This window comes from Paenibacillus sp. DP01 (assembly GCF_044784315.1).
In the GTDB taxonomy this organism is placed as follows: Bacteria; Bacillota; Bacilli; order Paenibacillales; family Paenibacillaceae; genus Paenibacillus; species Paenibacillus polymyxa.
The window spans coordinates 4,603,986-4,630,833 of record NZ_CP173059.1 but is presented as its reverse complement, the minus strand read 5'-3'; the positions used below and the strand labels follow the sequence as shown (position 1 = coordinate 4,630,833).

General features: G+C 47.4%; 32 protein-coding genes, 2 pseudogenes and 1 riboswitch. Of the genes and pseudogenes, 28 read left to right on the top strand and 6 right to left on the bottom strand.

Going from position 1 to position 26,848, the window contains the following annotated elements; all coding sequences use genetic code 11:
* The first annotated feature begins 97 nt into the window (after positions 1-97).
* From ACH59B_RS20390 to ACH59B_RS20365, 6 genes are all read left to right on the top strand, one after another.
* Positions 98-1,864, top strand: coding sequence for a UbiD family decarboxylase (locus tag ACH59B_RS20390; RefSeq protein ID WP_016820003.1), 1,767 nt, complete (start codon positions 98-100; stop codon positions 1,862-1,864).
* A 55-nt stretch (positions 1,865-1,919) separates the two neighbouring features.
* The gene (locus tag ACH59B_RS20385; protein ID WP_016820004.1) at positions 1,920-2,639 is read left to right on the top strand and encodes a Cthe_2314 family HEPN domain-containing protein; all 720 of its coding nucleotides are present in this window, start codon (positions 1,920-1,922) and stop codon (positions 2,637-2,639) included.
* Positions 2,640-2,769: 130 nt separating this feature from the next.
* Positions 2,770-2,908: riboswitch (SAM riboswitch) on the top strand.
* Between the two features lie 136 nt (positions 2,909-3,044).
* Positions 3,045-4,067 (top strand): methionine ABC transporter ATP-binding protein, encoded by a 1,023-nt coding sequence (locus ACH59B_RS20380; RefSeq protein WP_016820006.1) that lies wholly within the window; start codon positions 3,045-3,047, stop codon positions 4,065-4,067.
* Positions 4,064-4,732 carry a methionine ABC transporter permease gene (locus ACH59B_RS20375; RefSeq protein WP_016820007.1) on the top strand — a complete coding sequence of 223 codons (669 nt, stop codon included), beginning with the start codon at positions 4,064-4,066 and terminating at the stop codon, positions 4,730-4,732. Before ACH59B_RS20380 ends, ACH59B_RS20375 begins: the two co-directional genes overlap by 4 nt.
* A 74-nt stretch (positions 4,733-4,806) precedes the next feature.
* Positions 4,807-5,649, top strand: a complete 843-nt coding sequence (locus ACH59B_RS20370; RefSeq protein WP_016820008.1) for a MetQ/NlpA family ABC transporter substrate-binding protein — start codon at positions 4,807-4,809, stop codon at positions 5,647-5,649.
* Between the two features lie 143 nt (positions 5,650-5,792).
* Positions 5,793-6,557 (top strand): SDR family oxidoreductase, encoded by a 765-nt coding sequence (locus tag ACH59B_RS20365; protein ID WP_016820009.1) that lies wholly within the window; start codon positions 5,793-5,795, stop codon positions 6,555-6,557.
* A 91-nt stretch (positions 6,558-6,648) separates the two neighbouring features.
* Here the strand turns inward: ACH59B_RS20365 and ACH59B_RS20360 are convergent, their stop codons facing one another.
* The gene (locus tag ACH59B_RS20360) at positions 6,649-6,894 is read right to left on the bottom strand and encodes a NifU family protein (protein WP_013372910.1); all 246 of its coding nucleotides are present in this window, start codon (positions 6,892-6,894) and stop codon (positions 6,649-6,651) included.
* An 88-nt stretch (positions 6,895-6,982) separates the two neighbouring features.
* Here ACH59B_RS20360 and ACH59B_RS20355 point away from each other — a divergent pair, with 88 nt between their 5' ends.
* The gene (locus ACH59B_RS20355) at positions 6,983-7,240 is read left to right on the top strand and encodes a YuzB family protein (RefSeq protein ID WP_016820010.1); all 258 of its coding nucleotides are present in this window, start codon (positions 6,983-6,985) and stop codon (positions 7,238-7,240) included.
* A 116-nt stretch (positions 7,241-7,356) separates the two neighbouring features.
* Here the strand turns inward: ACH59B_RS20355 and ACH59B_RS20350 are convergent, their stop codons facing one another.
* Positions 7,357-8,424 carry an NAD(P)/FAD-dependent oxidoreductase gene (locus ACH59B_RS20350; protein ID WP_016820011.1) on the bottom strand — a complete coding sequence of 356 codons (1,068 nt, stop codon included), beginning with the start codon at positions 8,422-8,424 and terminating at the stop codon, positions 7,357-7,359.
* Between the two features lie 202 nt (positions 8,425-8,626).
* Positions 8,627-9,733, bottom strand: a complete 1,107-nt coding sequence (gene mqnE / locus ACH59B_RS20345; RefSeq protein WP_016820012.1) for an aminofutalosine synthase MqnE — start codon at positions 9,731-9,733, stop codon at positions 8,627-8,629.
* A gap of 371 nt (positions 9,734-10,104) precedes the next feature.
* Here mqnE and ACH59B_RS20340 point away from each other — a divergent pair, with 371 nt between their 5' ends.
* The 6 genes from ACH59B_RS20340 (at position 10,105) to ACH59B_RS20315 (ending at position 14,159) form a co-directional block, all read left to right on the top strand.
* Positions 10,105-10,464, top strand: a complete 360-nt coding sequence (locus ACH59B_RS20340) for an iron-sulfur cluster assembly accessory protein (protein WP_016820013.1) — start codon at positions 10,105-10,107, stop codon at positions 10,462-10,464.
* A gap of 224 nt (positions 10,465-10,688) precedes the next feature.
* Positions 10,689-11,723 (top strand): tyrosine-type recombinase/integrase, encoded by a 1,035-nt coding sequence (locus ACH59B_RS20335; RefSeq protein ID WP_404302505.1) that lies wholly within the window; start codon positions 10,689-10,691, stop codon positions 11,721-11,723.
* A 135-nt stretch (positions 11,724-11,858) separates the two neighbouring features.
* Complete coding sequence (locus ACH59B_RS20330) at positions 11,859-11,930, top strand: putative holin-like toxin (protein ID WP_404304004.1); 72 nt, start codon at positions 11,859-11,861, stop codon at positions 11,928-11,930.
* A gap of 355 nt (positions 11,931-12,285) precedes the next feature.
* Positions 12,286-13,236, top strand: coding sequence for a tyrosine-type recombinase/integrase (locus ACH59B_RS20325; RefSeq protein WP_404302503.1), 951 nt, complete (start codon positions 12,286-12,288; stop codon positions 13,234-13,236).
* A gap of 15 nt (positions 13,237-13,251) precedes the next feature.
* Positions 13,252-13,512: a type II toxin-antitoxin system HicB family antitoxin gene (locus ACH59B_RS20320; RefSeq protein WP_404302501.1), complete on the top strand. Its 261-nt coding sequence runs from the start codon at positions 13,252-13,254 to the stop codon at positions 13,510-13,512.
* 119 nt (positions 13,513-13,631) lie between these two features.
* Positions 13,632-14,159 (top strand): DUF4352 domain-containing protein, encoded by a 528-nt coding sequence (locus ACH59B_RS20315; RefSeq protein WP_404302499.1) that lies wholly within the window; start codon positions 13,632-13,634, stop codon positions 14,157-14,159.
* A gap of 121 nt (positions 14,160-14,280) precedes the next feature.
* Here the strand turns inward: ACH59B_RS20315 and ACH59B_RS20310 are convergent, their stop codons facing one another.
* Complete coding sequence (locus tag ACH59B_RS20310) at positions 14,281-14,490, bottom strand: hypothetical protein (RefSeq protein WP_149034894.1); 210 nt, start codon at positions 14,488-14,490, stop codon at positions 14,281-14,283.
* Positions 14,491-14,655: 165 nt separating this feature from the next.
* Positions 14,656-14,937 carry a helix-turn-helix domain-containing protein gene (locus tag ACH59B_RS20305; RefSeq protein WP_404302497.1) on the bottom strand — a complete coding sequence of 94 codons (282 nt, stop codon included), beginning with the start codon at positions 14,935-14,937 and terminating at the stop codon, positions 14,656-14,658.
* 188 nt (positions 14,938-15,125) lie between these two features.
* Here ACH59B_RS20305 and ACH59B_RS20300 point away from each other — a divergent pair, with 188 nt between their 5' ends.
* Positions 15,126-15,614: a hypothetical protein gene (locus ACH59B_RS20300; protein WP_404302495.1), complete on the top strand. Its 489-nt coding sequence runs from the start codon at positions 15,126-15,128 to the stop codon at positions 15,612-15,614.
* A 221-nt stretch (positions 15,615-15,835) separates the two neighbouring features.
* Here ACH59B_RS20300 and ACH59B_RS20295 read toward each other — a convergent pair whose 3' ends face one another.
* Positions 15,836-16,009, bottom strand: coding sequence for a hypothetical protein (locus tag ACH59B_RS20295; protein ID WP_404302493.1), 174 nt, complete (start codon positions 16,007-16,009; stop codon positions 15,836-15,838).
* A gap of 451 nt (positions 16,010-16,460) precedes the next feature.
* Between ACH59B_RS20295 and ACH59B_RS20290 the strand changes: the two genes are divergently transcribed.
* The 14 genes and pseudogenes from ACH59B_RS20290 to ACH59B_RS20225 all read left to right on the top strand — a co-directional run.
* Positions 16,461-16,871 (top strand): hypothetical protein, encoded by a 411-nt coding sequence (locus ACH59B_RS20290; protein ID WP_404302491.1) that lies wholly within the window; start codon positions 16,461-16,463, stop codon positions 16,869-16,871.
* Positions 16,846-17,280, top strand: a complete 435-nt coding sequence (locus ACH59B_RS20285) for a hypothetical protein (RefSeq protein WP_149034889.1) — start codon at positions 16,846-16,848, stop codon at positions 17,278-17,280. Before ACH59B_RS20290 ends, ACH59B_RS20285 begins: the two co-directional genes overlap by 26 nt.
* Before the next feature lie 283 nt (positions 17,281-17,563).
* Complete coding sequence (locus tag ACH59B_RS20280) at positions 17,564-18,454, top strand: hypothetical protein (RefSeq protein ID WP_404302489.1); 891 nt, start codon at positions 17,564-17,566, stop codon at positions 18,452-18,454.
* A 194-nt stretch (positions 18,455-18,648) separates the two neighbouring features.
* Positions 18,649-18,900, top strand: a complete 252-nt coding sequence (locus ACH59B_RS20275) for a hypothetical protein (protein WP_311079754.1) — start codon at positions 18,649-18,651, stop codon at positions 18,898-18,900.
* Complete coding sequence (locus tag ACH59B_RS20270; RefSeq protein ID WP_404302486.1) at positions 18,897-19,256, top strand: hypothetical protein; 360 nt, start codon at positions 18,897-18,899, stop codon at positions 19,254-19,256. Before ACH59B_RS20275 ends, ACH59B_RS20270 begins: the two co-directional genes overlap by 4 nt.
* Before the next feature lie 110 nt (positions 19,257-19,366).
* Positions 19,367-19,819: a hypothetical protein gene (locus ACH59B_RS20265; protein ID WP_058830662.1), complete on the top strand. Its 453-nt coding sequence runs from the start codon at positions 19,367-19,369 to the stop codon at positions 19,817-19,819.
* Between the two features lie 165 nt (positions 19,820-19,984).
* Entirely contained in the window at positions 19,985-20,932 is a 948-nt protein-coding gene (locus ACH59B_RS20260; RefSeq protein ID WP_149036161.1) for a DUF5309 family protein, read from the top strand.
* Between the two features lie 74 nt (positions 20,933-21,006).
* Complete coding sequence (locus tag ACH59B_RS20255) at positions 21,007-21,384, top strand: hypothetical protein (protein ID WP_404302484.1); 378 nt, start codon at positions 21,007-21,009, stop codon at positions 21,382-21,384.
* A 171-nt stretch (positions 21,385-21,555) separates the two neighbouring features.
* Positions 21,556-21,900 (top strand): hypothetical protein, encoded by a 345-nt coding sequence (locus ACH59B_RS20250; RefSeq protein WP_404302482.1) that lies wholly within the window; start codon positions 21,556-21,558, stop codon positions 21,898-21,900.
* Positions 21,901-21,971: 71 nt separating this feature from the next.
* On the top strand, positions 21,972-23,762 hold the full coding sequence (locus tag ACH59B_RS20245) for a phage tail tape measure protein (RefSeq protein ID WP_404302480.1): 1,791 nt from the start codon (positions 21,972-21,974) through the stop codon (positions 23,760-23,762).
* A gap of 205 nt (positions 23,763-23,967) precedes the next feature.
* Positions 23,968-24,091, top strand: a pseudogene (locus ACH59B_RS20240) (tail fiber protein); the annotation flags it as partial.
* 866 nt (positions 24,092-24,957) lie between these two features.
* Positions 24,958-25,227, top strand: coding sequence for a hypothetical protein (locus ACH59B_RS20235; RefSeq protein WP_149034881.1), 270 nt, complete (start codon positions 24,958-24,960; stop codon positions 25,225-25,227).
* A 94-nt stretch (positions 25,228-25,321) separates the two neighbouring features.
* A complete protein-coding gene (locus tag ACH59B_RS20230) occupies positions 25,322-25,624 on the top strand; it encodes a phBC6A51 family helix-turn-helix protein (RefSeq protein ID WP_149034880.1) in 303 nt (100 codons plus the stop codon).
* A gap of 942 nt (positions 25,625-26,566) precedes the next feature.
* Positions 26,567-26,665, top strand: a pseudogene (locus ACH59B_RS20225) (iron-sulfur cluster assembly accessory protein); the annotation flags it as partial.
* Between the last annotated feature and the right edge of the window lie 183 nt (positions 26,666-26,848).

The following is a 26,848-nucleotide window of genomic DNA, read 5'->3' as shown; positions in this document are numbered from 1 at the left end:
CCCAAGAGGTGTTGAAACACGTATAATAACATCATAAGAAACAAACCAGGCCCACGAGTTTCTCGAGGGCTTGATTTGCTTAGGAGGAATCATCCAGTTGATCTACCAGAATTTGCGCCAATTTATTGAAGCGCTGCGAAAAGAAAATGATCTTAAAATTATAGAAGCACCTGTCGATCCTTATTTGGAGTTGGCTGAGATCCACCGAAGAGTCATTGAGGAAGAGGGCCCGGCACTGCTGTTTACCAATGTCAAAGGAACCCCGTTTCCTGTAGCCAGTAATTTGTTCGGCACGAATCGCCGTGTGGACATGGCTTTTGGCCCTCGTCCAGAGCAACTGATGGATGCAATTGTAGGTGCGACCAAGACGCTGCTTCCACCTACACCCAAAGCGTTGTGGAATGAACGTGGCCTGATTAAGGACATGCTAAAAGTAGGACTAAAAACAGTATCTCATAACGAAGCTCCTGTATTGGGCGTTCGCCGTACGGATGCTCCGCTGGCTCCGCTGCCTAGAGTAACCAGTTGGCACGAGGATGGAGGACCGTTCATTACGCTTCCGCTCGTGTATACCGAAAAGCCAGGCCATTCCAAGGACCATAATTTGGGGATGTATCGCATCCAGATTTATGATGATCAGACGACAGGGATTCATTGGCAAATCCATAAAGGCGGCGGCTTCCATTATCATGAGGCAGAGCTGCGTAATGAGCCGTTGCCTACGACGATCATCATCGGTGGCCCGCCTGCTCTGATTGCGTCTGCCATTGCTCCTGCCCCGGAAAACTTGCCAGAGCTGTTGCTGGCTTCTCTGATTATGGGGGGCAAGCTGCCCATGACAGAAGACCCGCTTGGAGGCCATCGCATTCCGGCAGAAGCCGAGTTTGCGATCAGCGGCTATGTGCCGCCTCATGAACGTCGCCCGGAAGGGCCGTTTGGCGATCATTTTGGCTATTACTCATTACAACATGATTTCCCTGTGTTTCATGTCAAACATATGCATCACCGCAAAGATGCCATTTATCCGGCAACCATTGTAGGTAAGCCACGGCAGGAAGACTACTATCTCGGCGAATTTTTGCAACGTCTGTTGTCGCCCGCCTATCCGCTTGTGATGCCTTCTGTCAAGTCGTTATGGGCATATGCAGAAACAGGTGTACATGCGCTGGCAGCGGCAGTCGTACGTGAAAGCTACTCCCGTGAAGCGCTGGTATCCGGCTTTACCATTCTGGGTCAAGGTCAATTGTCGTTGACCAAATTCCTGATGCTGACGGATCGGGTGATCGATTTATCCGACTTTAACCTGTTGCTAGAAACCATTTTGGAGCGATTTAATCCAGCCAGAGATTTGTTTATTTTTAACCATACGTCTCACGATACACTCGATTACACGGGCCGCAAGCTGAATCACGGCAGCAAGGCGATTCTGATGGGGGTAGGCGAGCCTGTGCGTGAATTGCCTCGCGTTTATGAAGGCGGCGATCTGCCGGGAATTCGTGAAATCGAACCCTATTGCGGAGGTTGCCTCGTTATATCCGGCTCGTCCTTTGAGCAGGAGCCTGAACTCGCTGCGCGTGTATTGGAGCGATTAGCTGCGGGTGAGCAAGAGTGGCCGCTTGTCTTTATCGTGGACGATGCCAAAGAAGTTGTTCGCTCCCAAGCCTCGTTCCTGTGGACGGTATTCACACGCTTTAACCCGGCTACAGATATGTACGCCGACAGCGAAGTACGTTTGCATCACCTGAACTATAAGCTGCCGATTATAGTGGATGCACGTATGAAGCCAGGCTACCCTGATGAGGTGCTACCGCGTGAGGATATAGTTAAGCTTGTAGATCAACGGTGGACGAGTTATTTCGCTTGACGCCTATTCAAGCATCTAACAGCCGGATTTTACAGATATGAAGGAGGCGTGAAGCATGATACGCAAGCTGTTGGGCGAGCCCCCACGTGAAAATCATGGCGTCCTGCTGGATGCCATGAATAGCATGTCAGACATGTTACATTTGCTGGAACGGCAAATTCAGGCCAGTGGTGATCCTACCCATGACTTTCGGAAGGCGGATATTTTAACACGTGGTCTGATGTCGTCTTTGGATGAACTGGAGCAGAGCCATCATGCTGCCGCCTTTTTCCGTATGAAAGTGAAAGCCGGATACGCTGAAGATATGAGCAAGGATGAAAAATCCGATTATGCTTTGTATGTTTTCTTTTATAAGGATGGGTTTGTGCGGGTATTCTCTATTTTGGATAAGCTTGGTAATTGGATGAATGATTTGTATGATTTAAAAACAGGGCAGTATAAGGCGCATTATTCGTATTTTACCGTGTTGAGACAGCTCAAGTATCTCAAAATGCATCCTGTATTGACTGATAATTTAAATGATATCAAGGACACATACAACGATGCCATCAATCGCCTGCGTAAGCGTCGAAATACGGAAATACACTATATGAACACGGAAATGCAGGATGATCTCTGGCAACGTCACCGTGCTTTATATGGCAAAATCCAACTGGAGGACCTTGATCACCATCTGGAAGATTTGCAGCAGGGCTTGGAAATGGTATGCCAGTCGCTATCAAACGCATTTTCTTATACTGCGAAACAATGGGAGAACCGGGCAGTGCGCCCATAATTATGACAGAAAATATCCTTTGACAAAGCAATGTAAACTATCTATACTGAAACCTAGTTTCAGAAAAATGCTTGAATTATTTTTTTTATATAAACTTAACGGACAGCTAAAGCTGGAGTTTAACATATTTTTCTTATCCAGAGAGGTGGAGGGACTGGCCCGATGAAGCCCGGCAACCCGTTCTTTCCCGGTGTAATGCACCGGGAGGGAACATATGGTGCTAATTCCTACAAAACCGCTAGAGTTATAGCGATTTTGGCAGATGAGAAAAGGTTCGCAAGGTGGGGCCCTTTTCATTCTGTGAAAGGGGCTCTTTTTTGTATAAATAAATAGTGATTTTATACAATCCCGAGAGATGACAACTGGTTAACAGGGTAAGAAAGAAGTGAAGGAGGTCGCAGCACGTTGATAGAGCTTAAGCAATTAACCAAGCATTATGGTAAAGGTAACCGACGCGTTAATGCGTTGTCCGGGTTGAACCTTTCTATAAAGCGTGGAGAAATATTCGGGGTGATTGGTCATTCCGGGGCGGGCAAAAGTACGTTGATCCGCTGTATTAATTTATTGGAACGCCCTACTTCAGGCGAAGTATGGGTAGATGGGGTTAACCTTGTGACTGTGAGTCAAGCCCAGTTACAGAAGCAACGCCGAAAAATCGGAATGATTTTTCAACATTTTAATTTGTTGTCTTCGGCGACAGTGTATGACAACATTGCATTTCCATTGCGGCTGGTAAATACCCCAAAGCAGGAGCTAGACAAGAAAGTTCGCGAGCTGCTGGAATTGGTGGGACTGAAAGAACACAGTGGAAAATATCCGTCACAGCTCTCAGGTGGACAGAAGCAGCGGGTAGGGATTGCACGGGCACTGGCTAGTGATCCGCATGTGCTGCTGTGTGACGAAGCGACGTCTGCGCTTGATCCGCAGACGACAGGGTCTATCCTGAAATTGCTGTTGGATATTAACCAGCGCTTTAATTTGACTATCGTATTGATTACTCATGAGATGCATGTCATTCAAAGTATATGTGATCGAGTTGGCGTCATTCATGAGGGCGATATCGTGGAGCAAGGTCCGGTGGCGGAAGTGTTTTTGAAGCCACAGCATCAGGTGACTAAGGATTTTATCCAGCGGGAGGCAGAACATCCTGAGGAATTACAAGCAGCGATTGCAGCAGCAGGTAGCGGCGAATCGGCACAGGTGGTACGTATCTCCTTCTTGGGCAGTAAAACTTATGATGCAATTCTATCGCGTACGGCTCGAAGTACAGGTGTTGATTTTGCAATCTTACAGGGCACCATCTCTACGATTAAAAACGTACCGTATGGACAGCTGATCGTTCGTTTTGAAGGAAACCATTCAGATATAGAACATACGCTGCGCGAAGTGTCAGGGCAAGGACTCGATGTGGAGGTGATCGGACAATGAGCGAACTTGATTTTTCGCAAGTGAGTTGGGAAGAGCTAGGGAATTCTACTCTGGAAACCCTTCAGATGCTCGGGGCATCTGCATTGTTCACCCTCGTTATTGGTTTGCCGCTCGGTATATTGTTGTTTCTGGCAAGCCGTTCCTCGTTGACTCTGATGAAGGTGATATACGTTGTATTATCTTTCGTCGTTAACATTTTGCGTTCCGTACCATTTATCATCTTGATCGTCGCACTTATTCCTTTTACACGATCGTTGGTAGGTACCTCGACCGGGGTGCTGGGAACCATTCCGCCATTGGTTATCGGGGCTGCTCCTTTCTTCGCACGTCTTGTCGAAACGTCACTACGTGAAGTGGACAAGGGTGTCATTGAAGCTGCACAAGCGATGGGGGCTTCGACAGGACAAATTATCCGGCGTGTGCTGTTACGTGAGGCACTGCCGGGCCTGCTCGCCGCATTAACCATTACCGTCGTTACACTCGTATCCTACACGGCAATGTCCGGTATGATCGGAGGCGGTGGACTGGGTACGCTGGCTATCAACTACGGCTATTATCGTTACGAAACGGCTGTAATGATTGTTGCGGTCGTGCTAATGGTCGTATTGGTACAACTGCTGCAAATGGCAGGAGATCGCCTCGTGCGGCATTATACTCGAAAATAGGGAAAACATATAGATATCCTTATTGATCAGGACGTCTGATCCTGAATATTACAAATTATTGGAGGGGTAACAACATGAAGAAATGGGTATTGGCTGTATTGAGCTTGACATTAATTGCGGTACTGGCTGCTTGCGGTACAAAGAGCACAACATCGGATACAAACAATGCGGCCGAAAATACAGGCGGGTCACCCCGTGAAGTCGAACTGAAAGTTGGAGCTTCTCCTGTGCCTCATGCGGAAATTTTGGAAGCAATCAAGCCTCAGTTGGAAAAAGAAGGGGTTCGTCTTCAAGTCGTTCAGTTTAACGACTATGTACAGCCGAACGTGCAATTGTTTGACAAGCAACTGGATGCTAACTTTTATCAACATGTACCTTACCTGAATGTGATGAATAAAGAGCGTAAAATGGATCTGGTTTCTGTTGGCGCGGTTCATCTGGAACCATTCGGTATCTACTCTCAAAAATATAAAAAGCTTGATGAACTTCCAGACGGTGCAACAGTAGCCATTCCGAACGATGCAACCAATGGAGGTCGTGCATTGCTGCTGTTGGAGAAACAAGGTCTGATCAAGCTGAAAGATGCTAGCAACATTGAAGCTACTGTAAAAGATATTACTGAAAATAAGAAAAACCTGAAGTTCAAGGAACTGGAAGCAGCTATGCTGCCACGTCAGTTGCCGGAAGTGGATATTGCGTTGATCAACACGAACTACGCTTTGGAAGCCAAGCTGAATCCGACCAAGGATGCATTGGCACTGGAAGACAAAGATTCACCATATGCTAACGTACTGGTAGCACGTCCTGATAATAAAGATTCCGAAGCGATCCAAAAACTGCTTAAAGCTTTGCAATCTCCAGAAACTAAAAAATTCATTGAAGACAAATATCAAGGCGCAATTATCCCTGCATTTTAAGCAGAAACTAAGAATGCGCTGAACGTAAACCCCAGCTTCTCTTGAACAAGAGGACTGGGGTTTCTTTTTGGTTGGAGTTGTAGGGATTGCTTAAATATTTTATACTTGGGGGTGACCGTTCTCTGTGAAGAGGAGGAAAACTGTTGAGAGACAAAGTCGCACTCATAACGGGTAGTGCCAAAGGTTTAGGTAAAATGACCGCTCTGCGTCTGGCTGATGAAGGTTGTGACATTGCCCTGAATTATGTCCATAGCCAGGCTGAAGCCGAAGCGCTTAAGCGGGTAATTGAGTCTAAGGGAGTACGCTGCCTGTCTTTACAAGCAGATATCTCGGTTCAGGAAGATATCACCAGGCTGATCGGTGAAGTGCAGGATCGGCTGGGCGGAGTCGATATTATGGTGAATAATGCCGGACCGTTCATCCGGGAACGCCGTCTGTTTGCGGATTACAGTGTGGCTGAGATTCATGCCATGATACAGGGGAATCTGGTCGGTACCATGTTGCTGGATCATTTGGTATTGCCGCACATGCGTAGCCAGCAATGGGGACGTATTATTCATTTTGGCTTTGGTCATGCTGGAGAAGCAAGGGCTTGGCCGCATCGCGCCGTCTACGCAGCTGCTAAGGTGGGGCTGGTGTCTTTTACGAAGTCACTGGCTGTAGAGGAAGCTCCCCATGGCATCACGGTCAATATGATCTGTCCCGGGGATATCCGAGGAGCGAACAAGGAAAAGTCGATTGCCGATGTCATCGGCATGCAGGATACAGAGACACCGCGTGGGCGTCCAGGAAGCGGAGAGGACATTGCGCGAGTGATCGCCTATTTGTGTGAGGAGCATTCGGATTTTATAACGGGTAATATTATGGATGTGTCCGGAGGATTGGACCCCATTCGGCCAACCATATAAGATCGAGAGATCCTTTAGACGTTGTAACACAAAAAAGAGTCTTGAGCTTCGTTACCGAAGTCAAGACTCTCTGATCATTATGCATCAAGCATTAGAATACTTGTACCACTTCTTGGACGCCTTCGACTTCTTCGAGAAGAGCGCGTTCAATCCCTGCCTTCAGCGTAATTGTAGAACTTGGGCAACTGCCGCAAGCGCCTACCAGCTTCAGCTTAACGATACCATCTTCAACGTCAACCAGCTCAACGTCACCGCCATCGCGTTGCAGGAACGGACGGAGCTTATCCAGTACGTCTGCTACTTCATCATACATTTGAACGCTTTGTGCTTCGCTCATTAGAATTCAACTCCTTTCCTATACCTTATTTATTATATTACAAAGCGGGCCAAATTAAAATGCCCGTCATCCAAAGCAGGTGAAAAAAATGTTAAGACCTATTATTGAATTTTGCACCAGTAATATGCATTTTGGTACCGATGAGATTATGTCCAAACTAGAACAGAACCCGGATTATGATGTGATTGAATACGGCTGCCTAAGCAATTGCGGTCAGTGTAACGCTGAGCCTTATGCGATGGTTAATGGTGAAATTGTATCCGCAGATTCAGCAGAGCTTCTGTACGAAGTGATTCTAAACAAAATTAAAGAAGCCGAAGCATGGGACAACCTGGATTTGGATTAAAAATAGAAGTCATCGGCAAGCAGCTTCCTCTTGTAGGAAATATGTATTATTCATAGATGTAACAACAAAGAAGACCTGCTCTGGAAGCAGGTCTTCTTTGTTTGTTGAGTATCCAATTAGCCAAAATGGCGTTTGGACTTCCAGAGCACACCGCTCTTAAGCAGACGCGGCACTCGTCCACGCAAAGAGGTACTGCCCATAAAGCCATAACCAAACCCGGCCTTCTTGCCAAGTGCACCTAATGTACCACGTAGCTTTAAAGGATGCGGGTGAGGCGTTTGTCCTTTCCACAGGTCGCGTACAATGTGGGCAATCTGCTCACCTTGCACCTCTGCCGCCTGAGCGCTTGGAGAGTAAGGAAGGCTCGCACAGTCTCCGACGACGTACACTTCAGGATGATCCGGTATTTGATAATATTCATTTAGCACGATGCGACCCTGAGGGTCTTTAGGAACTGCTAAATCCTGCACAATTTTAACGGGCTGAATCCCGGCTGTCCATACAACCGCATCGGTCATAATTTGCTCGTCACGGTTGTAAATAGCCCCTGGCTCAATGCGGGAAACCGCAACATGATTTAGTGCGTTCACATGATGCTCCTTGAACCAGGCATGTACATAAGCAGACAAACGTTGCGGAAATGCTGATAGCACCCGCTCGCCCCGATCCATAATCGTAATATTCAAATCCGCGCGGCTTTCACGTAACTCCGCAGCAATCTCGACCCCACTTAGACCGCCACCTACAATATGGACATGTCCATAAGGCTTGATTTCATTCAAGCGCAGATACGTTTGGCGGGTATGATTAAAGGATTGGATCGTACAGCTGTATTCTTCAGCTCCCGGTGTATTATGAAAACGGTCGGTACAACCTAGCGCGATGACAAGTTGGTCATAGGGCAAAGGATCACCATCTTGAAAATGAACCATTTTATTCTCAAGATCCATCGAAGTGACTTCTCCGTATTTGCGAATAAGGCGTTGTTCATCCGGAAAATGTACCCTCAAATCAAAATCAGATACGGTACCTGCCGCAAGGGCATAGTATTCTGTTTTCAGCCCCTGAAAGGGCATCCGATCCACTAAAATAACTTGAATATCGTCGGGAATGTGTTTATCCAGCAATTCTTTGGCAATGGTAAGGCCGCCATAGCCGCCCCCTAGAATAACGAAATTTTTCATCAAAATCCGCCGTCCTTTCGTTACCGTGTCCCCGGCAAATGGTCTGGTGTCTTGTCGATCTAGCACAAGTTTTGTTGTTGTAAAGCCCGGAAAGGGGCCTGCCTTTAGCAGACAGACCGACGTGTTCCGGGGCAGCTTGAGGCTGCTTGGTGTGAGTAATGGGGATAAAATGCACGCGGGAAATCTGAATCCGATGTTACACTTATTCGAAAACTTCGATTTCGTTATAGAAGGTGTCACGTTCTACAGGTATGCGTCCAGCACCTTTGACCAGCCAGATTAGCTCTTTGCGGGTCAATCCGGCAGGAGTCAACGCACCTGCGGCATGGCTGATCTGCTCGCGCACAATCGTGCCATGGACATCAGATGCGCCAAAGGTAAGAGCGACCTGCGTCAATTGCGGACCAATATTAATGAAGTAAGCTTTAACATGGTCGATATTGTCCAGCATCAAACGGCTGATCGCAATGGTTTTGAGATCCTCGTAAGCAGAGTTGCGGCGCATGATGTTGGCGTTTTTGCTTTTCGGCTGCATGGACAGTGGGATAAATACCATAAATCCATTTGTTTCATCCTGCAATTCACGAATTTGCAGCATGTGCTCAATACGATCCTGATAAGTTTCGACTGAACCGTACAGCATCGTCGTATGAGTTTTCATACCGAGATTGTGGGCCGTACGATGTACTTCAAGATAGCGGTCCACATTGGCTTTGGTAACACGCATCTTCTTCCGATATTCATCAGATAAGATTTCCGCGCCACCACCAGTCAGAGATTGAAGTCCTGCCTTTTGCAGCTCTTGAAGAACTTCTTTAACACTCAAACCGCTTATGCGTGTAAAAAAGTCAATTTCCGCTGCAGTGTATGCTTTCAGTGTAACGTTGGGATACTTTTCATTCAGTGCCTTCAATGAATCTACATAGTACTGGAAAGGCACATGATTATTATGACCGCCGACGATATGGAATTCTCTTACGCCTGGATGGATATGTTGCTCTACATAATCAATCATTTCCTGCCCAGACAACGTATAAGAGCCTTCCTCCCCCTGATCCTTGCGGAAATTGCAGAACGCGCAGCGCGCTTCGCATACATTGGTGAAGTACAGGCTCATGTTTTCGATAAAATAAACCTTTTTACCATTCTTGCGTAAATTAGCTTCGTTAGCCAACTGGCCCAGTGTGAGAATATCGTCAGTTTCATACAAATATATACCATCTTCGAGGTTCAAACGAATCCCGTTTTGTACCTTTTCTACAATTTCCGCCATTCTGCGGTCTGTAAAAGGTGTAACTAATGTGGACATGCCTATTCCTCCTTCAAGTTGCTCTGTGCGAGGCTGTCCGCCGAATTAGCGGCACAAGCGCTTGATGCGCACAGGATGTCCCGTTCCGTCGGTAAAATACGGCAGCGCGGATATACGATATGTGAAAAATGTTACAATGCCAGGCTACAATGATGGATGTCTCATAATTTCGCCTTTGAAATGACAAATTTCCGACAGTTTCTTTAACACACTCTTCACCTATTATAAACCTCACACCACTGGTGTTCAATACAAACGAGTAGAAAAAGAGGTGTTTAAGCCTGTAACGGAAGGACATTCCATGACTTGAGCACCTGCAAATAAGAGAGTATACTGAAGGGGAGCATGAAGTAAAAGAGGAGGATGGAGCTATGATTAACATCACCGATTCCGCTGCTGAACGCCTGAAAGAAATGCTGGAGCAGCAGGAAACGCCGAATATGTTTTTACGTCTGGGTGTTACGCCAGGTGGATGTACCGGATTTTCGTACGCCATGGGCTTTGACGACAACGAGACGGATCAGGATATATATATGAATGTACAGGATATGAAAGTAGTCGTGGAAAAGGATAGTATCCGCTATCTGGACGGTCTGGAAATCGACTTTGAAGAGTCTGGTATGTCCGGCGGTTTCACGATTCATAATCCGAATGCTGTAGCTACATGCGGCTGCGGTTCAAGCTTCCGTACAGCTACAGATGCAGGGAAACCAAGCGAAGAGCCTTGTTAAACCGCGCTATATCAACGTTTTGTCTTCCGATGATCTGTTCGGAGGCCGATGCGTTGGCCTAGCAGAATAGATGTTCGGGATTGCGGATTACGTCGGGAATTTGAGCGTTAACAATCCCGTATGATGAACGTTAACAACCCCAAAACATACGATTTAGGGTTGTGGATTACGACCTCTACAGCGGTATAGTTACGTACTATACTTATGTGGAGGTCTTCTTTATTATGGCGTTAAAGAAACGTGAAAGACGGGTGCCGGCTGGTGGAAGGTTAGCGCGCGAGTATCCGCAACTATCATTAGAGCAGGCGATCGACTTCGTTATAAGTACGAAGAAGTCAGAGGGCTTACGTGAACGCTCGCTCAAGGACTACGCGAAGCATTACGGATATTTTATCGCTTGGTTACGCGAGAAACATCCGGAAATTCAATATGTCGAGGATATCACGACGGAAATAATTCGGGACCATGTCGCGTATATGAAATTCGATAAGGTTCGTTATTCCGGCCACAAAAATATACCTACGGAGAACCAACCCGTTGGACTATCAGATACGACCGTTAATATCCGTCTGCGTACGTTGAAAGCGATATTTAATCAGTTGGAACGAGATGAGCTTATCGAGGTCAATCCGGTCGGTAAAGTGCGGTTATTGCGTCAGGACGTTGACCTCACGAATTGTCTGACTGACGACGAGGTAAAGACAATATTAGCGCAACCCAAACAGCGGGATTTCGTTGGGTATCGGGATTACGTGGCGATCACGCTATTACTTGACTCGGGTTGTCGCGTATCGGAAATGCTTAGTCTCCGTATATCTGACATAGACTTTCAAACACGATTTATTACGTTGAGCGGTGAAGTGAACAAGAACCGCAAGCCTCGGATGGTCCCTATATCCGCGCATGTGGCAAAATTGTTGTTACAGTTAATAGAGGAAAACCGCCAGTATTTCACAACGGATCGCATATTCATGTCTTGTTACGGCGATCCGGTAAGCGCGAACCACTTCAATAAACGACTGAAACATTATGGAGAAAAAGCGGGCATATCCGGTAAGAAGATGACAGCGCACGTTTATCGCCATACTTGGGCTCGTGCGATGATACTTAACGGGGCCGATCCATTCACCGTACAGAAGATGGGCGGATGGTCCGATATACGTACGATGCGCCGCTACATTCAGATGGATACGGGGGACATACGGCGAAGTCATGACGAGTATTCGCCAACATCACGGTTTATTAAGAAGCGAGTTTGATAACGACGCTCATCTCTTCGGAGGTGGGCGTTTTTGTTTGAGTTGTATAAAATGGTAGGCAGTAAGAGGGGAGGTGTTGTATACTTAGGCAAGCAAGGCACAGCAAAAAGCGGCCTACCATGGAGGTGACCGCTTATGACCGTATATGAAACACTGACGCTTATACTATCATTTGTATCTCTTGTCATTTTAATAATACGCAAATAATAGCCGGTATCTTTGAGCGGATCGTCGGCTATTATTCGTAGTGCTCTTTAGTTGAAACTGTAGGTCGCGCTGTGTCTTGCGGCCTTTTTCTTTTTGTAATGCGTTACATTTTTAGTTTACACAATCTCATCCCAATTGTCTAATCGATTAGATAATTAGAAAGTGCGGAGTAGACATCGTTTCGTATTCGTTGATCGGGACTGGCGTGTATTCAACGTTCAAGACGGAAGAGACAACGAAGTAAGACGAGTATATGCGGACCCATTTGCACGTTTTTTGCGTAGGGGGGTTCGCTTTTGTATCCGCTGAGTTAATGGTTTAAACTTTCTCTTAATAATAGGAGAGGAGTTTGAACATGGACTACAAAGAGAAAAGAAAGAAAATCATTGAACAAAAGCAGAACAAGGAGCTATTGGAGATGGACGAAGCTATAACTGGTTTCCTTCAGTCAAGGAAGCTCAAAAATCTGACCGAAAATACACATGATTTCTACTTTCAAACCTTGAGTAAGTTCAAAGAGTTTCTGGCCGATAACGACGTATCGCGCCCTATAGACGTAATTACGGAGGACGTATACGAATTTATACAACGTAGATTAGACATAGGTAATAAAGCGTCTACAGTCAACAAATATATAAGAGGTTTGCGCGCGTTCTTTAATCACTTGCATAGTTCGGGCTGCTTAAACGAAAATCCTATGGAACCAGTCGACAAGCTCGTTGAAGAAAAGCGCATTAACCGCACGCTAAGTCGCGAACAGGTTGTTGCGTTATTGGACGCGCCTGATAGAGGTACGATAGCCGGCTTCCGCGCCTACGTCTTCCTACTCGTTCTTTTGGATACGGGGATACGCCTGGAGGAGGCGCTGACCTTTCGTGTCCATGACGTTTACTGGCAGGAGCAGGTGATTCAAATTTACGGGAAGGGCCGCACGGAACGCGTTGTGCCATTCAGCGAAACTTTAGCGCTAAGATTACGTGAATATAAGGAGATGCGTGGGGAGCAGGAACACGATATTTTCTTCGTGAATGCGGAGGGTCAGCCGCTTAGACGACGCTATGTACAGGAGCAGATAAGCGATTACGGAAAACTGGCGAATATCAAGGGAGTTCGCGTATCATGCCACTCGCTGCGGTATACGTTTGCACGCAATTACTTAATGAACGGTGGTGATATTGTTTCGCTTATGTCGATCATGGGCCACAAGACGTTGGAGATGGTGAAACTCTACGCAGAGATGTATCAGCCGGATATCTCCGTACAGCATACGAAATATTCACCGGTAAACTCGATTCTTAACGATTAGTAGGAGGCGTCACTTATGAAAAACCGATACGTATACCCGGCCATTTTCGATTACGCGGACGACGGGATCTCCGTCAGCTTCCCGGACTTGCCAGGCGCCTACACATGCGGCGACACAGACGAAGAAGCGCTGTATATGGCGAAGGATTGCCTTGCGCTGCATCTCTACGGAATGGAAGCGGATGGTGACGATATTCCGCAAGCTTCACGCTTGGTAAGCGTCGTAACAGAGGCGAACCAGTTCGTCGTGTGGATTGACGTATGGATGCCGAAGTAATGGAGATAACAACGGACTCATTTATGCAGAGATGGGTCCGCTTTTTCGAATATCCGTAGTGACATGGGCCTAGTCCAATGGTATTATTTAGGTAAACGCGAGATGATGGAGGGGAAGATGTGGATTCGCCGACTAGAGAGGTTCCGAAGATAAAGCTACTATTGGTTCTCGGAGCGTTCATAGCATTTATAGCGCTACTGGTAGTCATTACGAAGATGAACGATTCGGGCGTAAGTAGCTCGGGTGTTGCACAGGTTGAACAACAGGAGAATAACGTGTATAAATTAGGAGAAACGGCTGAGTTGCAGAATTTTGCTATATCAATCGACCACATTACATATAAAACAGAGGGAAGTAACCATTTTTTAGAACTTAATGCTTCAGTAAAGAACACAGGAGATAAGGCTCAAAGGGTGTCTTCAAACATGTTTGCGCTTATAGATGAGATGGACAAAAACTATCAGGCGGATATAGGAAAAAGCGATATCTCAAAATTAACTGTTAATCCAGGTATTACGCAAAAGGGTAAAGTAGTATTCGAAATTCCAAAAGACGTATCCGGTTTCTTCGTTGCTGTAGGTACGGACTCGCTCGACTTAGGTGGGGCAGATTACGTATACTTCGACACACGTTCCGACCGCAAATAAGCGCCGTAACTCCGCTCTGAATACCCACGTAAGGGTAGCGTCATAAACGCCTAATTTCACGTTAAAAGCCCGTGTCCTCAACGCAGAGGATAGCGGGCTTTTTCGTTGTTATAAAGGCTTCTTATGGAGTAGTTAGAAAAACGTGATCCTTCATCTCGTAAACTGTCCCATTAACGACAATAAAGTTAGCATCTGCGTTTGGTTGTTCTATGAAACCCGAATCAATGGGATTTTGTAAATCTTCAAGTGAAAAAACATAAATAATGATATTAGCGGCATGACAGAAAGCAATGTCCTCTGGCTTTTGTAATTGCTCAGGTACTTGTTTCAAGACGGCACCTCCTATTCTTCTAACAAGAGTATACCACACTTAATGAATGTTCTGTCGCAATGTTTAACCGTATAATCACCGTGTATCAGGACGCTAAAGCCTGCGTTAAGGGGTACGTAAGGGAACGGAGGATAGGCGCTTATTTAACGCAAAAAGACCGCTAGATTAACGGTCTTCTTTTTTTGGTTCGGTACTTTCTTCGGCTCCTTGAGGTATGTATTCAAGAGATAGTAATTCAGAAATATCGTTGATTTCAAGGGCATCCGCAATTTTCACAAGTGTTTTAATATTTATTTGTTCGCGAATGTTACGTGACATTTCGGAAATAGCAGCTTGGCGGACGCCGGATAATTCTGCGAGCTGTGTTTGTGTTAACCCCCGTTGGGCCATGACCTCATTTAATCTCAAGCGGATAGTTCTCATATTTACCTCTTCCTCAAATTTCATTATCGGATATACGAATATTCGTAAATTAAGTGTTGACTCTATACTAAAAGCCGTATATACTCGAAAACAGATAAGCGAATATACGAATAATAGTATAAGAAAGTTTCATCTTTATCCCGAGCAACATCGTACTGTAACGAAGCATCAACGCAACTCATCCTATATATCCCGCTAGGAGGCGCAATCATATGTCAATAACGTTAGGTTTCATCCGTAATCGTCGCGAAAGTAACGTCATCATCACGGTCGGAAGCGGCCGCGCTCGTCAAGAACTCCGCGTTACATCGGAATTATTCTTTTCTATTATACCGCAAGCTAATCCGTATCTCTACGGTGACATTGTCCGAGCTACTCCGGCACAACTCGTTGAACTCGGCTTTGAATTAGACGCAGAAATGAAGCGCGAAGTCTTCCGTGTTGTACGCCTGCTAGTTACTCCGGCTCAAGTTCGCTACGTACTCGATCCGATCACGGGGAACTACATAGTTCGGTACGTCGGCACACGTCAGGAGCTCGTCATACAGCCGCGGGCATTCTGGAATACGACAGGGGTCAGTCGGCGATCTCCGCTCGGTAGTTTAACGTTGTCAATGGACGTTATGAAGGAACTCGGATTCATCGTCGGGAAGGGAGGCGTCCAGATTGAACGCAGTAAGCAGTTTATCAACTACGCGTAACATCGTATTATCACGTAAAAATCGCAAGCGTATCGTCGCAGTTCTTAAGTTTATATACGCGGTCGTTTTAATTGCGCGCGAGATATTGACGTAAAATACCTCCGATGAACCTAACGCTAATATGGGGAGGAGACGCGCGTGTATTATCCGGCTGTCTTTGCTGCGACATCGGCGGCTAAACGTTTCATGTCCGTACTTTCCGACGCCAATCGGAGGGATCGCTATGCGGACATCTGACCTGCGCTAACAGGTCGCTGCTTTAATGCTGAGTAGCGCCAAATGCTCGGTAAACTTCGGTCGGTAGCGAAAGGACGCGCCAACGTCCCGACTACCGGCCAGCTTCGACAATTCCTACGTCCGGATACGGCAATATCCGTCAGGCAGGCGTAGTTCACATAAATTTTTCATCCTCGGACGATCGGCCGGTAAATCCGGTTCAGGCACCGGTCGTCTGCTTGTTATATCGAGTAATACGAAGGATAAGAACATAGGTTCCGTTTTGTTGCGAAAAAAGTTATTTGTTCACGGTTTAGACACAACTTACGTGTGCGGCCGGTCCAGCTCTGGTGATTTCGCGTCCTTATATATTACGAGGAAAAGATTTCACGAGAATCTGTGCCGGAGTCAAAGTTCGCAGTAGACAATACAGTATCGGGTGTGCGAACGCTTATCGGCCAGCGTGTTATCTATACCGGAGAAAATAAATTTCCTCAAAAGTGTGTCACGAGCCGTTGAGCGTCGTTGTAGTAAGTACAAGGCGGAGAATTTTCAACGTGGGTTGCGATCCGAAAGGCAGCGGCTCCGTTGTGGGCTGCCGCTCAATTATTTTACGGAAGGAGAACGCTTATGACGATCGACACGGGGAAATTGCGGTCTCATGAACGGGACGACTGGTTCGTTAAAGTCCCGGCCATACTGTTCCGGCTGTATCCGCAACTCGAAGGTTTTAACGTGGAAACGGCGGGCTTTTACGGTTATTTACGTTCCTGGTGCCAAAACAAGCCGGACCACCGATTATACGGTAAAACGTGGCTAAATCAACGCGAAATAGAGGCGCAAACGGGGCTATCTCCGTACAAAATACGCCAGCACACGGCTACGCTTTGCCGTTACGGTTTGCTCAACGTCACAAAGTCCGATCGCATTCCGAACAAGCTCATATACGAACCGCTTGAGCCGCTGACGCACGCGGAATTTCACGAAAAATACGGTATAGGAGGAGGGACGGAGGATGAGCGACCTTCGGACGTTAGCTAAGATAGCAACTAAACAAAAAGAGACCGTCCTAGAGCGGGGACATGGCGGGTACTCGCCTTCACTCCATTCGCTCTTTCGCGTTCATTTAGTTGAAATGGGGGAGAAATACCGGAAGAACGACGCGAGAGACGCAATTCTGCTTTTGCTTTACCTTCACGCGTATGTGAACGGAACCGAGGCGAACGATTACTATATGTGGGCGTTCCCAACGGTAGAGCAAATACGTGAAGATACAGGGATACACGGTGACCGAATTAAACCGTTGTGCCTGATGCTAGAGGTAGAGGGCCTTTTGATCACGAAATTAATTCCCTGGCGTGGAAATGTTAAAAAGATTTATCTTCCGCTTTACTATCCGCGCTCAGAGGAGGCTGTAGGAGAAGCAATTCCTGTAGACGGAGTGGCTTAAATCCCGTTCATGGGAATCGTCGTACTCCGTTTATAGGAATGTAATAAGAACGAAGTAACAAGAACGAATAAATAAGAATAAACATTACGACATCATAACCTGTTTCGGGATAGAAGACCACTATCCCTCACGCGTCGTCATTCGCTTACGCTCATTCCTAGCGAAGTATCATACGCGCATTGAGATAGTCACATATAGATTTTTGCGTGAAAACTTCTACTAGGAAGAACAACAGATACGCGGACATCAAATTATTAAGTTTCCATTATAGGAGGGGGATTTATTGGAAGCAGCCAAAAAGTTAGTTGAACACAGACAAGGACCTATACTTGAGCTCATCGTCACGCCGCCATTATCGAAACTCACCGCCAAGGCAAAGGAGACCGTTCGGGCTGACGTTCTTGATGCCGTTCCGTTGATGCAGGAGTACGAAGAGGACATCGAAAATTATCTCGCCAGTATTGAGCGCCGCGAGCTCGTTGTAAGCGAGAGCAGCCTGGTTATGCGCGACGGTAGTAAGGCGGCGCGAGTCCGTTATTCTCCGTTTTGGGAAGCGCTGGATACGATGGGGCAACGGCTAGATTACGTCATTGAAAATAATAGCCGGATGTTAGAAAGAGAGGTGGCATCGGGGAGAACGCGGGCGGATTGGATCGAACTTGAGCGGGATTACGTCGGGTTTCCTCCGGTAGTTTATGAAGATGAAAGGGAACCTACATATTGCGCAGCATGGAATTGCCATAATGAGGTGCTACTGACTGGTAAACGGCCCTCAAAGTATTGTTCAGAGAAGTGCAGACACGAGCAAAAAGCCGCAGAAAGGAGGTTTAAGAGGACCGGCACATTCCTGCCGGTTAAGGCTTACGAAAAGCTGCGAATCGGATATGCACAGGCTAAGACGACGTACAAAGAGGTTTCTTGGGATGCGGTTCCTAAAACACTCGCGACGGATGGGAAGGACTACAGGGAACCGAAGAGGAGGAAACTCACCGTCGCGGAGATGACTGCGATGGAAATGCGCCGCAGATATCGAGAACATGGCGAGACTGAATACTACAATTTAAAGGATACTTGTTATTATATCGACGAGGAGGGCAACTATCATGTGGATAATCGGGAATGGCAAGAGGTAAAGAAGATACGGCGGCTATTTTCGTGGAATAATTTTATATAGGTTATGAGAGAGGTCTACGACTTCTCTCGCTGCGGCGTCCTCAACAGCGTCGCGGCCTCCTTAGATTTGGGGCAATCGGGCAGCTTCGGCAACTCGGTTGCTTTTCTTTTTAAACCAACTAAAAATTGATCATAAAGCGCAGGGCCGAGCGGCTGCTGCGCTATTTTTATGTCCGGAAGGAGGGGAGCGCAAGAGTGGACGTAATTCTACGGCACAAGTTGAGTAGGGGGTACGGAGGGGCCTGCGCCGCATTCTTTACCGTTGTTGATCCGGATACGGGCGAGATATTGGGCGAGTTTGTTCGCGATTGTTCCTATATGTCGGAAGCGGCCGCGGTCAATGAGTCGGTCGCGTTCGGAGTAAGAGAAGTGCATAAAAGATATGCAGGAATGGTATGGCTCGACGTTGAGCGGGCTGACCTACTTCGGGAGGGGTGGTTGGGGTGATATTAACGGTCTATCAGCAAGTTTTTGTTCAAGACGTAAGTACGCGGGCGCACATAACAATTATAGACGAATCCGGCGCAGTGCTTGAGCGTCGATTTGCGACATACGAAGCGTACCCGCTTTACACAATATCGCAGGAGCATCGTGAATTTGTGTTAAAGGCGCTTAGGCGCAGCTTCGATGTTGAGAAGATTGTCTATGACTGCAACGTTCAGGGCCGTAGTGAGTTTACGCCGGGTGGTCGCGGTTGGATCGTCGAGCATATCAGCCATCCTCGATTTGGTAAGTACACTCAGCCTCGCGTTATATGGCACGATCCACAACCAGACGATGAAGAAGTTGCAAGTGAAAAGTAGCGTGAAGGAGGTGAGACCGGTGATTACTCCGGCAGTAAAACGGTTGCTGATTCCTCGTGGGTTCACTTGGTTCAGACACATGAAATTTAAATGGTAAAGGAGCGGTATACGTGGAGGACGTAACAAATCCGGAGATTCCGGAAGAACAAACGCAAGAACCAACGTGGGAGGATGAACGCGCAGAGCTCACACAGCGGCTCGAAACGTTGACAACGGAGCTACACAGTCAACGTGTCAGTAACGCCTTCTATCGGAAGGCAAGAGCAGCAGGGATTGACGATCCGGACGCACTGGCGGGTATCGTAAATCTTTCCGCTGTAACGTTTGATGACGCAGGGCAAGCGCAGGGGATTGATGAAATCCTGACCGCGTTTACCTCCGCCGCTAAACCAAGGGAACCGCGTTCTATAGGAGGCCCGTTTGCACCCAATTATGGTGAGCGAGCCGAAAAGACGAGTGAACAGCGACTTGCGACAGCAGCGGAAAAGGCTAAGCGTACCGGGCGTCCAGAAGACATGGTTGAGTACATGGAACTCAAAAGTAAACTTAAATCACAAAATTAATAGGGGGAATTTATTATGACAATTTATACAACTGACTTGGTAGGTAAACGTGAATCTGTAACCGATGAAATTCTGCTACTTAACCCAACACAAACGCCGATGTTGAATTTACTCGGCTTCAGCCAGCCAGTTACATCAACTACGCACGTTTGGCTAGAAGATGCGATGTTTGCGACACGGACGACGGTCACTGCCGCCGCTACTGCGGACGCAACGGAGATCAAAGTAGCCAGCACCGAGCCATTCCGACCGCACACGATTGCGGAGGTGGGCGATGAGCTAGTACTGATCCAATCTGTGGATACCACCGCGAATAAGATTACGGTTGTCCGGGGGCATAGTGGCACAACGGCTGCTGCGATTACGAAGGACTCTCCGATTGAGTCTCTTTATGGAGACAGCCGAGAAGGTGCTGATGCACGCGACGCACGGTATAAGTCCAAAACAAAAGTAGACAACGTAACGCAGATTTTTGAGGACACGGTTAGTGTAACCGGTTCGGCGGAAGCAGTTGCGCAGTATGGCATAGGGTCAAGCGGCCTCTACGCATATGAGAAGGCGAAGAAGCAGCTTGAACTTGCGCTCCAACTTGAGAAAGCCATTATCGGCGGTCGCAAATTTGATAGCGGGGATATGCGCACAATGCGCGGCATCCGCAGCTTCATCGAGACTAACGTGACCACTGCGGGCGGACCAGTTACGAAAAAGTTGCTCGATGACGTGGCGCAACAAGTCTACAATGCGGGCGGCTTTGCGACAGGAAGCGCAGGCTATACGTTCGTTGTTCCAGCAGTCCAAAAGCGCGCAATTAGTGAACTAGCAAGTGCAAATATCAGACTGACTCAAGCGGAGAATAGTCGCGGCCAGAAGGTCGACCACCTCATCAATGACTTTGGTACGTTCCAAGTTGTGCTTAACGATAATCTGAAGCCGGACGAGATTCTGTTTATCGACGCCAATCGGATTAAGATTCGACCACTCGGCAACCGCTCCTTTGGTCATACGTATCTTGGCGTCAAAGGCGATTATCAGTCCGGTATCATCGTTGGCGAGTACACGCTAGAGTTCCAGCAAGAGAAGGCGCACGCCCGTATCAAAGGGCTGACCGCGTAAGTAAATAGCGATAACACGGGGGCCCTTCGGGGTCTCTTTTTGTTTTCCAAAAATACCATACGGAGGCTGATTATATGACAACAAGCAGACTTGAAGCGTTACTCGGAGCCACTACGGATTTACAGGAAGGCGTGTATATTCCGCGCTTGGGTACGGACTTCATCGTCAAAGCGCTGGATGAAGACACACTCGAAAAAGCTCGCGCACAGGCAACGACAGGCAAGGATGGCTCCGTCGACGAATCGCTATTTAACCGATTGCTTATCGCAAAAGCCGTAGCTGATCCGGACCTTAACGATAAGGGGTTGAGAGATCACTACGAGGCGTCCGATTCGGCTGACGTCGTTAAAAAGGCGCTACTGCCCGGTGAACAATCCCGCATCGTACAAGCGTTGTTGAAACTATCCGGATTCGTAGGAGACGCGGAGCTTATTCAAGACGCAAAAAACTAATTAAGTCAGGTGGAGAACCTGCGCTGCTGCACGAGATATTCCAGCGGCACGGTATTCCGCCTGACGAAGTCTACGCTAAAAACAGACGTCACCGGATGTTTATGTACGCGTCCATGATGCTTCAGCTCGAACGGGAAGCGAAGGCGGCGCAACAACGATAGGGGGAGTAGTATGTCGGATAATATTACAACGGGTTTTGAGCGCGTAGTCCCGATCACGGCGTTACTGGCGGAGATCATCACGTACACTCGACCAGGTAACTACGGATTCCGGACAAACCATACGGAGCAGTACGAAACGTGGACGGAGACAGCCGTACAGTTTGAGGATTCCGGGGTTCACTCGATTAAAACCGTGGGCTATCACATGCGTAGGCTTTCGGATGCGCTTGAGAAAGCGGATAACGCTGTAGATCGCGGTCGAAATGCAATGCGTCAAACGTTAACCGTACACGATGCGCTGCGAAAGTTGCTGCGTGCGATCGACCGTTATCGGGAGTGGGTGATCCGTAATTGAGCTTCGATTTAATCGGGCATTTACGCCTCAAGGACGATCTATCTAGCAAGCTTAATAGGGCAATGGGCGGCATGATGAAGTTTGGAGCCGTGGCTGCGGGATTAGGTACGGCTGTATCTGCGGTCGCAATTGCCGGGGATTCTTTGAAAAAAGCAATGGATTTTGAAAGCCAAATGTCCACGATTAAGGCGTTAACCGGTGCGACTGATACACAAATGAAGCAAATGCAGCAGCTTGCACTCCAGCAAGGGGCCGAAACTAAATATTCAGCACTGGAATCGGCAAAAGCGATCGAGGAGCTTTTGAAAGCGGGAATGACTACCGCTCAAGTACAAGCGGGTGGTCTCAACGCATCCCTTAACCTCGCAACGGCTGGCGGTCTTGAGCTTGCGGAAGCTGCGGAAACGATGGCAACGTCGATGAATGCGTTCAAGAAAGACGGACTATCTGCGGCGCAGACTGCAAACATACTCGCAGGCACCGCTAACGCTGCGGCCACCGGAGTTAGAGATATAGGGTACGGGATTGCGAGCGCTGGCGGAGTGGCGGACATGGTCGGTCTGTCATTTAAAGACTTGAATACAGCAATAGGCCTCATGTCCAATGACGGGTTGAAATCCGGGTCAGATGCAGGTACGTCTTTCAAGTCTATGCTGATGTACCTACAGCCACAGACGAAGAAGGCTACGCGCTTATTTGAAAAGCTCGGTATCGGCGTCGGCAAGGCAAATAAGTTCTTCGAAAAGGGTAAGATCAAGGACCTAGCGGGCGTTGCTGACGTTCTGCAAAAGACCCTCGGTAAAATGTCAAACCAGGACCGAACGGCTACGCTGCTTGATATGTTTGGCACTGATGGTGTGAAGGCCGCAACTACGTTGTATAAGGCGGGAGCCAAGGGCGTCAAAGAGTTTTACCGTCAAATGAGCAACGTTACCGCGCTTCAAGTAGCTAAGGAGAAAATGAATAATGCGGCGGGGAGCATCGAACAGTTCCAGGGCGCAATCGAGACGCTTCAGATATCTGCGCTGCTTCCGACGATGCCGATTATTGCTAAACTGGCAAATGCCGCATCTCAGTTTGTAACGAAGTATACTCCGCAGATTACAGCGGCGGTACAGAAGGCGGTAACGACTGCGCAATCCTATATTAAATCAAACTTCATCAACAATCCGAAGTTCAACAAGCTTCCGGACTTGGAGAGTAAAGTCACCTTTGTTTTTGATACGCTACTTGAGACGTTTAACGGATGGTGGGAAAAAAGCGGACGGGCAGGATTTGAGACAATCACGTCAAGCGTATTGGGCGTAATGATAGATGTTGTAGAAGCGTCAGCACCTCAAATCGCAAGCGCAGCATTAAGCGTAGGCCAAGCAATCGCGTACGGTGTCATGAAAGGGATTAAAGAGCACTTTAACCTCGTTCAAGCTTTGAATCCCAATAATGCTGCGAAAGAATTGATCGAACGTCAGTATTCCAGCTATGATTCCTTGAAAAACTCGGCCGTTGAGAATGCAAAGAACAATCCAGGCAAACCTCTCATTGAGGGAGGAGAGATAAAAGCACCTTCTCAAAAGACTTGGGGTCAAAAAGCATGGGATTCCGTTGCTAATGCTGGTTCCGCCATTCGTAACTTTGCGACCGGGTACGCCGGCGGACTCGACACCGTACCCTACAATAATATGCCCGCGCGTCTCCACAAGGACGAAGCGGTACTCACAAAGCACGAGGCGTCCGAATGGCGCGATCAACAACGCGGCAGGGGTGGCAACGCTCCGTCAATCGTTATCCAGAACGTCACGATCAATAGCGACATGGACGTTGAACGGTTCGCTGGTATGCTGGCGCGTAGATTAGCGACGTAATAACGGGCGGGCTGCGGCTCGCTCTTTTACTTACGAAGGGAGAAAACTTATGAAGACACCAAATCTCGGATTAAATCTAATTGATCGCACATCGCCAACAACAACGTATTTTGACTTAGAGAAATACCTGGACGCAAATTGGCGTGCTATAGACACGAAAGTAGGCGTAGCTGGCGGACTCGCGGTACTAGACGCTGACGGGAAAGTGCCTGCGGATCAGCTTAACGTAAAGGACCCGGCTGATGCAAGTACGACGGTTAAAGGTGTCGTACAACTCACGAACGCAACGAATAGTACGTCTGAAACGTTGGCGCCGACAGCCAAGGCGCTTACTACGCATGTTGCGGATGCTGTCAAACACACCACCGCTGCAGAACGAACTTTGTGGAATAGCGGAATAGTCGTTCGCGGAGCGGTTCCTGCTGATTTTAATAGCGCAACTGCAAACGGCATTTACTTGGTCAACGCTACAGATTGGTCAACGTTTATTAATTATCCTAAAAACGCGGACCAAGGAAGCGCATATACTTACGGTGTACTGGAGGTTATGACAGCCGGGAGTGGCGCGTTGAGCCAGACGTATAGGTCACACGGTCAAATGGAGGTATGGGTACGTTCAGCTTACAATAGCGGATCTGGATTTGCTTCTTGGCAGCCGTGGCAAAGGCTTCTCGGATTGTCCGATTTTAATAATTTAAAGCAATTATCCGTTGATGGAAAAGGTGTCGTTGCTGGCGCTATTAACGGAAAAGGTGGTAATGTCTCAGCCAGCAACACACACGCAGAGTTAGCTACAGCAATCACTAACCTACCCGTAAAAAGATGGGCACAAGGCACGTTTAACGGCCAATCGGTAACAGCTCCTAACTTTAGTAGTGGGGCTGTGATGACCTTAGGAGTGAACAACATGTCCTTTTCTCCAACAAGAGTGTTTATCCGCGTGAGGTTGAAAGATACTAGCAATGTCCTGTATATAGAAGGGTTTGCTACTGCCTCTATTCTGCAAACAGGGGATATATCTATGTATGGCAGATTTAACAACCGTCTTAGTCTAAGTAGTCTCACGCAACAGTCTGGAGGGTTTACATGTATGGTTGGAAGTAGCCGAATTAATGACTATGCCGGATCGACCTCTACAGCGGTAATAGAAGCTTTCGAATGGTTCGCATACGAATAAAAATATGGAGGGGTAAAGATGGATCAAATTGGATCAAGAGTGTTTTGGGACAAGGTATCGGGAAAAGTAGTTTTTGTAACACCGGAATCGGCTGGTGACGTAGCGGAAACAAGTATCGAGAATGATGTGGCTTTTTATCCGCAGTTGTGTGATTATGCTAATGATAAAATAGGCGTTATTCAACTCGAATATCAGCAGTATAAACAAGAGTTCGAGCAAGCGGTATCCTATTGGGTTAATCCGACAACACAGACGATCGAGTTTAAGCATCAAGAAGAGGACGTATGAATGTCAGAACAAAAATTAAATCTAGCACTCAAGGACGGTATCTTTGCCGTCCTTTTATTATGCTCTTTTTACATACGGAAGGAGTTGCGTTACAATGACGAATAAGAAGCGCAAAAGACGCGCACGGCCACCGCTTGACGAGCGTCATAGGCTTGCAATCGAAATGCTGGCGCGCAAGGGCGTGCATGACACAATGGATGAAATCGCGTCTCTATGTGGAGTGGATAGGCGGACATTGTACCGCTGGAGGCAGCGTGAGGATTTTAATAAAGAATACGAGAGGGTACACCGAGGGTTCATATCCGCAATACGTCGACGACATAGGAGTGCGGTAGATTGGCTCGCGCTTTCAGCGGATGAAATCACGGAGAGATGCCGAATGTTCGGCCTTATTTAAGCCGCGAGTCGGTTCGGATTCATAACGTATGCGAAATCGGGTGAAATGGCGTTATATCAGCGGTATATAAGGCTTTAGCGGCTATTTATCGTGTCCCAAAAGTGTACTTTATAGCGAATTTTCCTACACGAGCCTCCTGACGCGTGACCCCTTCGGAATTTTTCGGATACGAAAGCATTCTAATAGCTGAAGGGCCAGTTGGGGCGCGGAGTCTTGCAGTTTTATAGCTACGGAAACTTTCGGGTATAGCGTAAATCCGCCATACGTTTCGGCTGCATACGTAGTGTATAACGGACGAGAGAACCAGTGTATTTCACTGCATACGTTACCAGCGGGTAGACAGCCGTATAGGGCGCGAAGCTGCGTAGCTACGGGATTTATACGGATTATACGCTGGTAATGTATATACAGTGCATAAGGTACATTTATGCAGCGTAGTATCAACCGCGTAACGGTGCGGTCTACGGGCGCAGACATATTCGCATAATATGGATTTTGTGCATATGTACGTGAATATCCGCTGCATAAAAGGCGATCGGGTGGTACGTATGGCTGCGTGTGTCCGATCGGAATTAACGCTTATTTACGCTATCGAAAGCGAATGAATAAGCGTATTTTTGTGCGGAGATTGCGAGGGCCGTACCCCCAAGGCCCCTGCGCGCCGGCCCGGAATCTGGTGCGAAAACAATCCAGACAGTATTTTTTATCTCGGGGATAACCTAACATAACGATAAACTAAGCGCTTGTCTCTTCGGAGGCAGGCGCTTTTTCTTCGTTTATAGGCGTTGCGTTACGCCTTCCATTAGGGTAGAATACGATTAACGTGATTATACGCTGTAGAGGCGTGTGATTAACAAGTAGTCGTGCGTATCCACAATCCCGTTCAATGCTCAAAAACGTTGATCTGACGCGATTTTGGCCGAACGTGAGCCTAACGCCAGATTCACGATTCATAATCCGAATGCTGTAGCTACATGCGGCTGCGGTTCAAGCTTCCGTACAGCTACAGATGCAGGGAAACCAAGCGAAGAGCCTTGTTAATTTTTCGAGTGGTGGACTGAAATATTCCTAAAGATACACGTTTAGATTACGGATTACGGCCTTTGTGACGAATTTTACTCGTTGCGAAGGTCGTTTTTGTGTTGTTTAAAGAGGATAGTTAAGCCCGTTACAACCTGTTAAGCGATGCTCTTTTGTTTGTATTCATCTTTTGCATAGGAAATA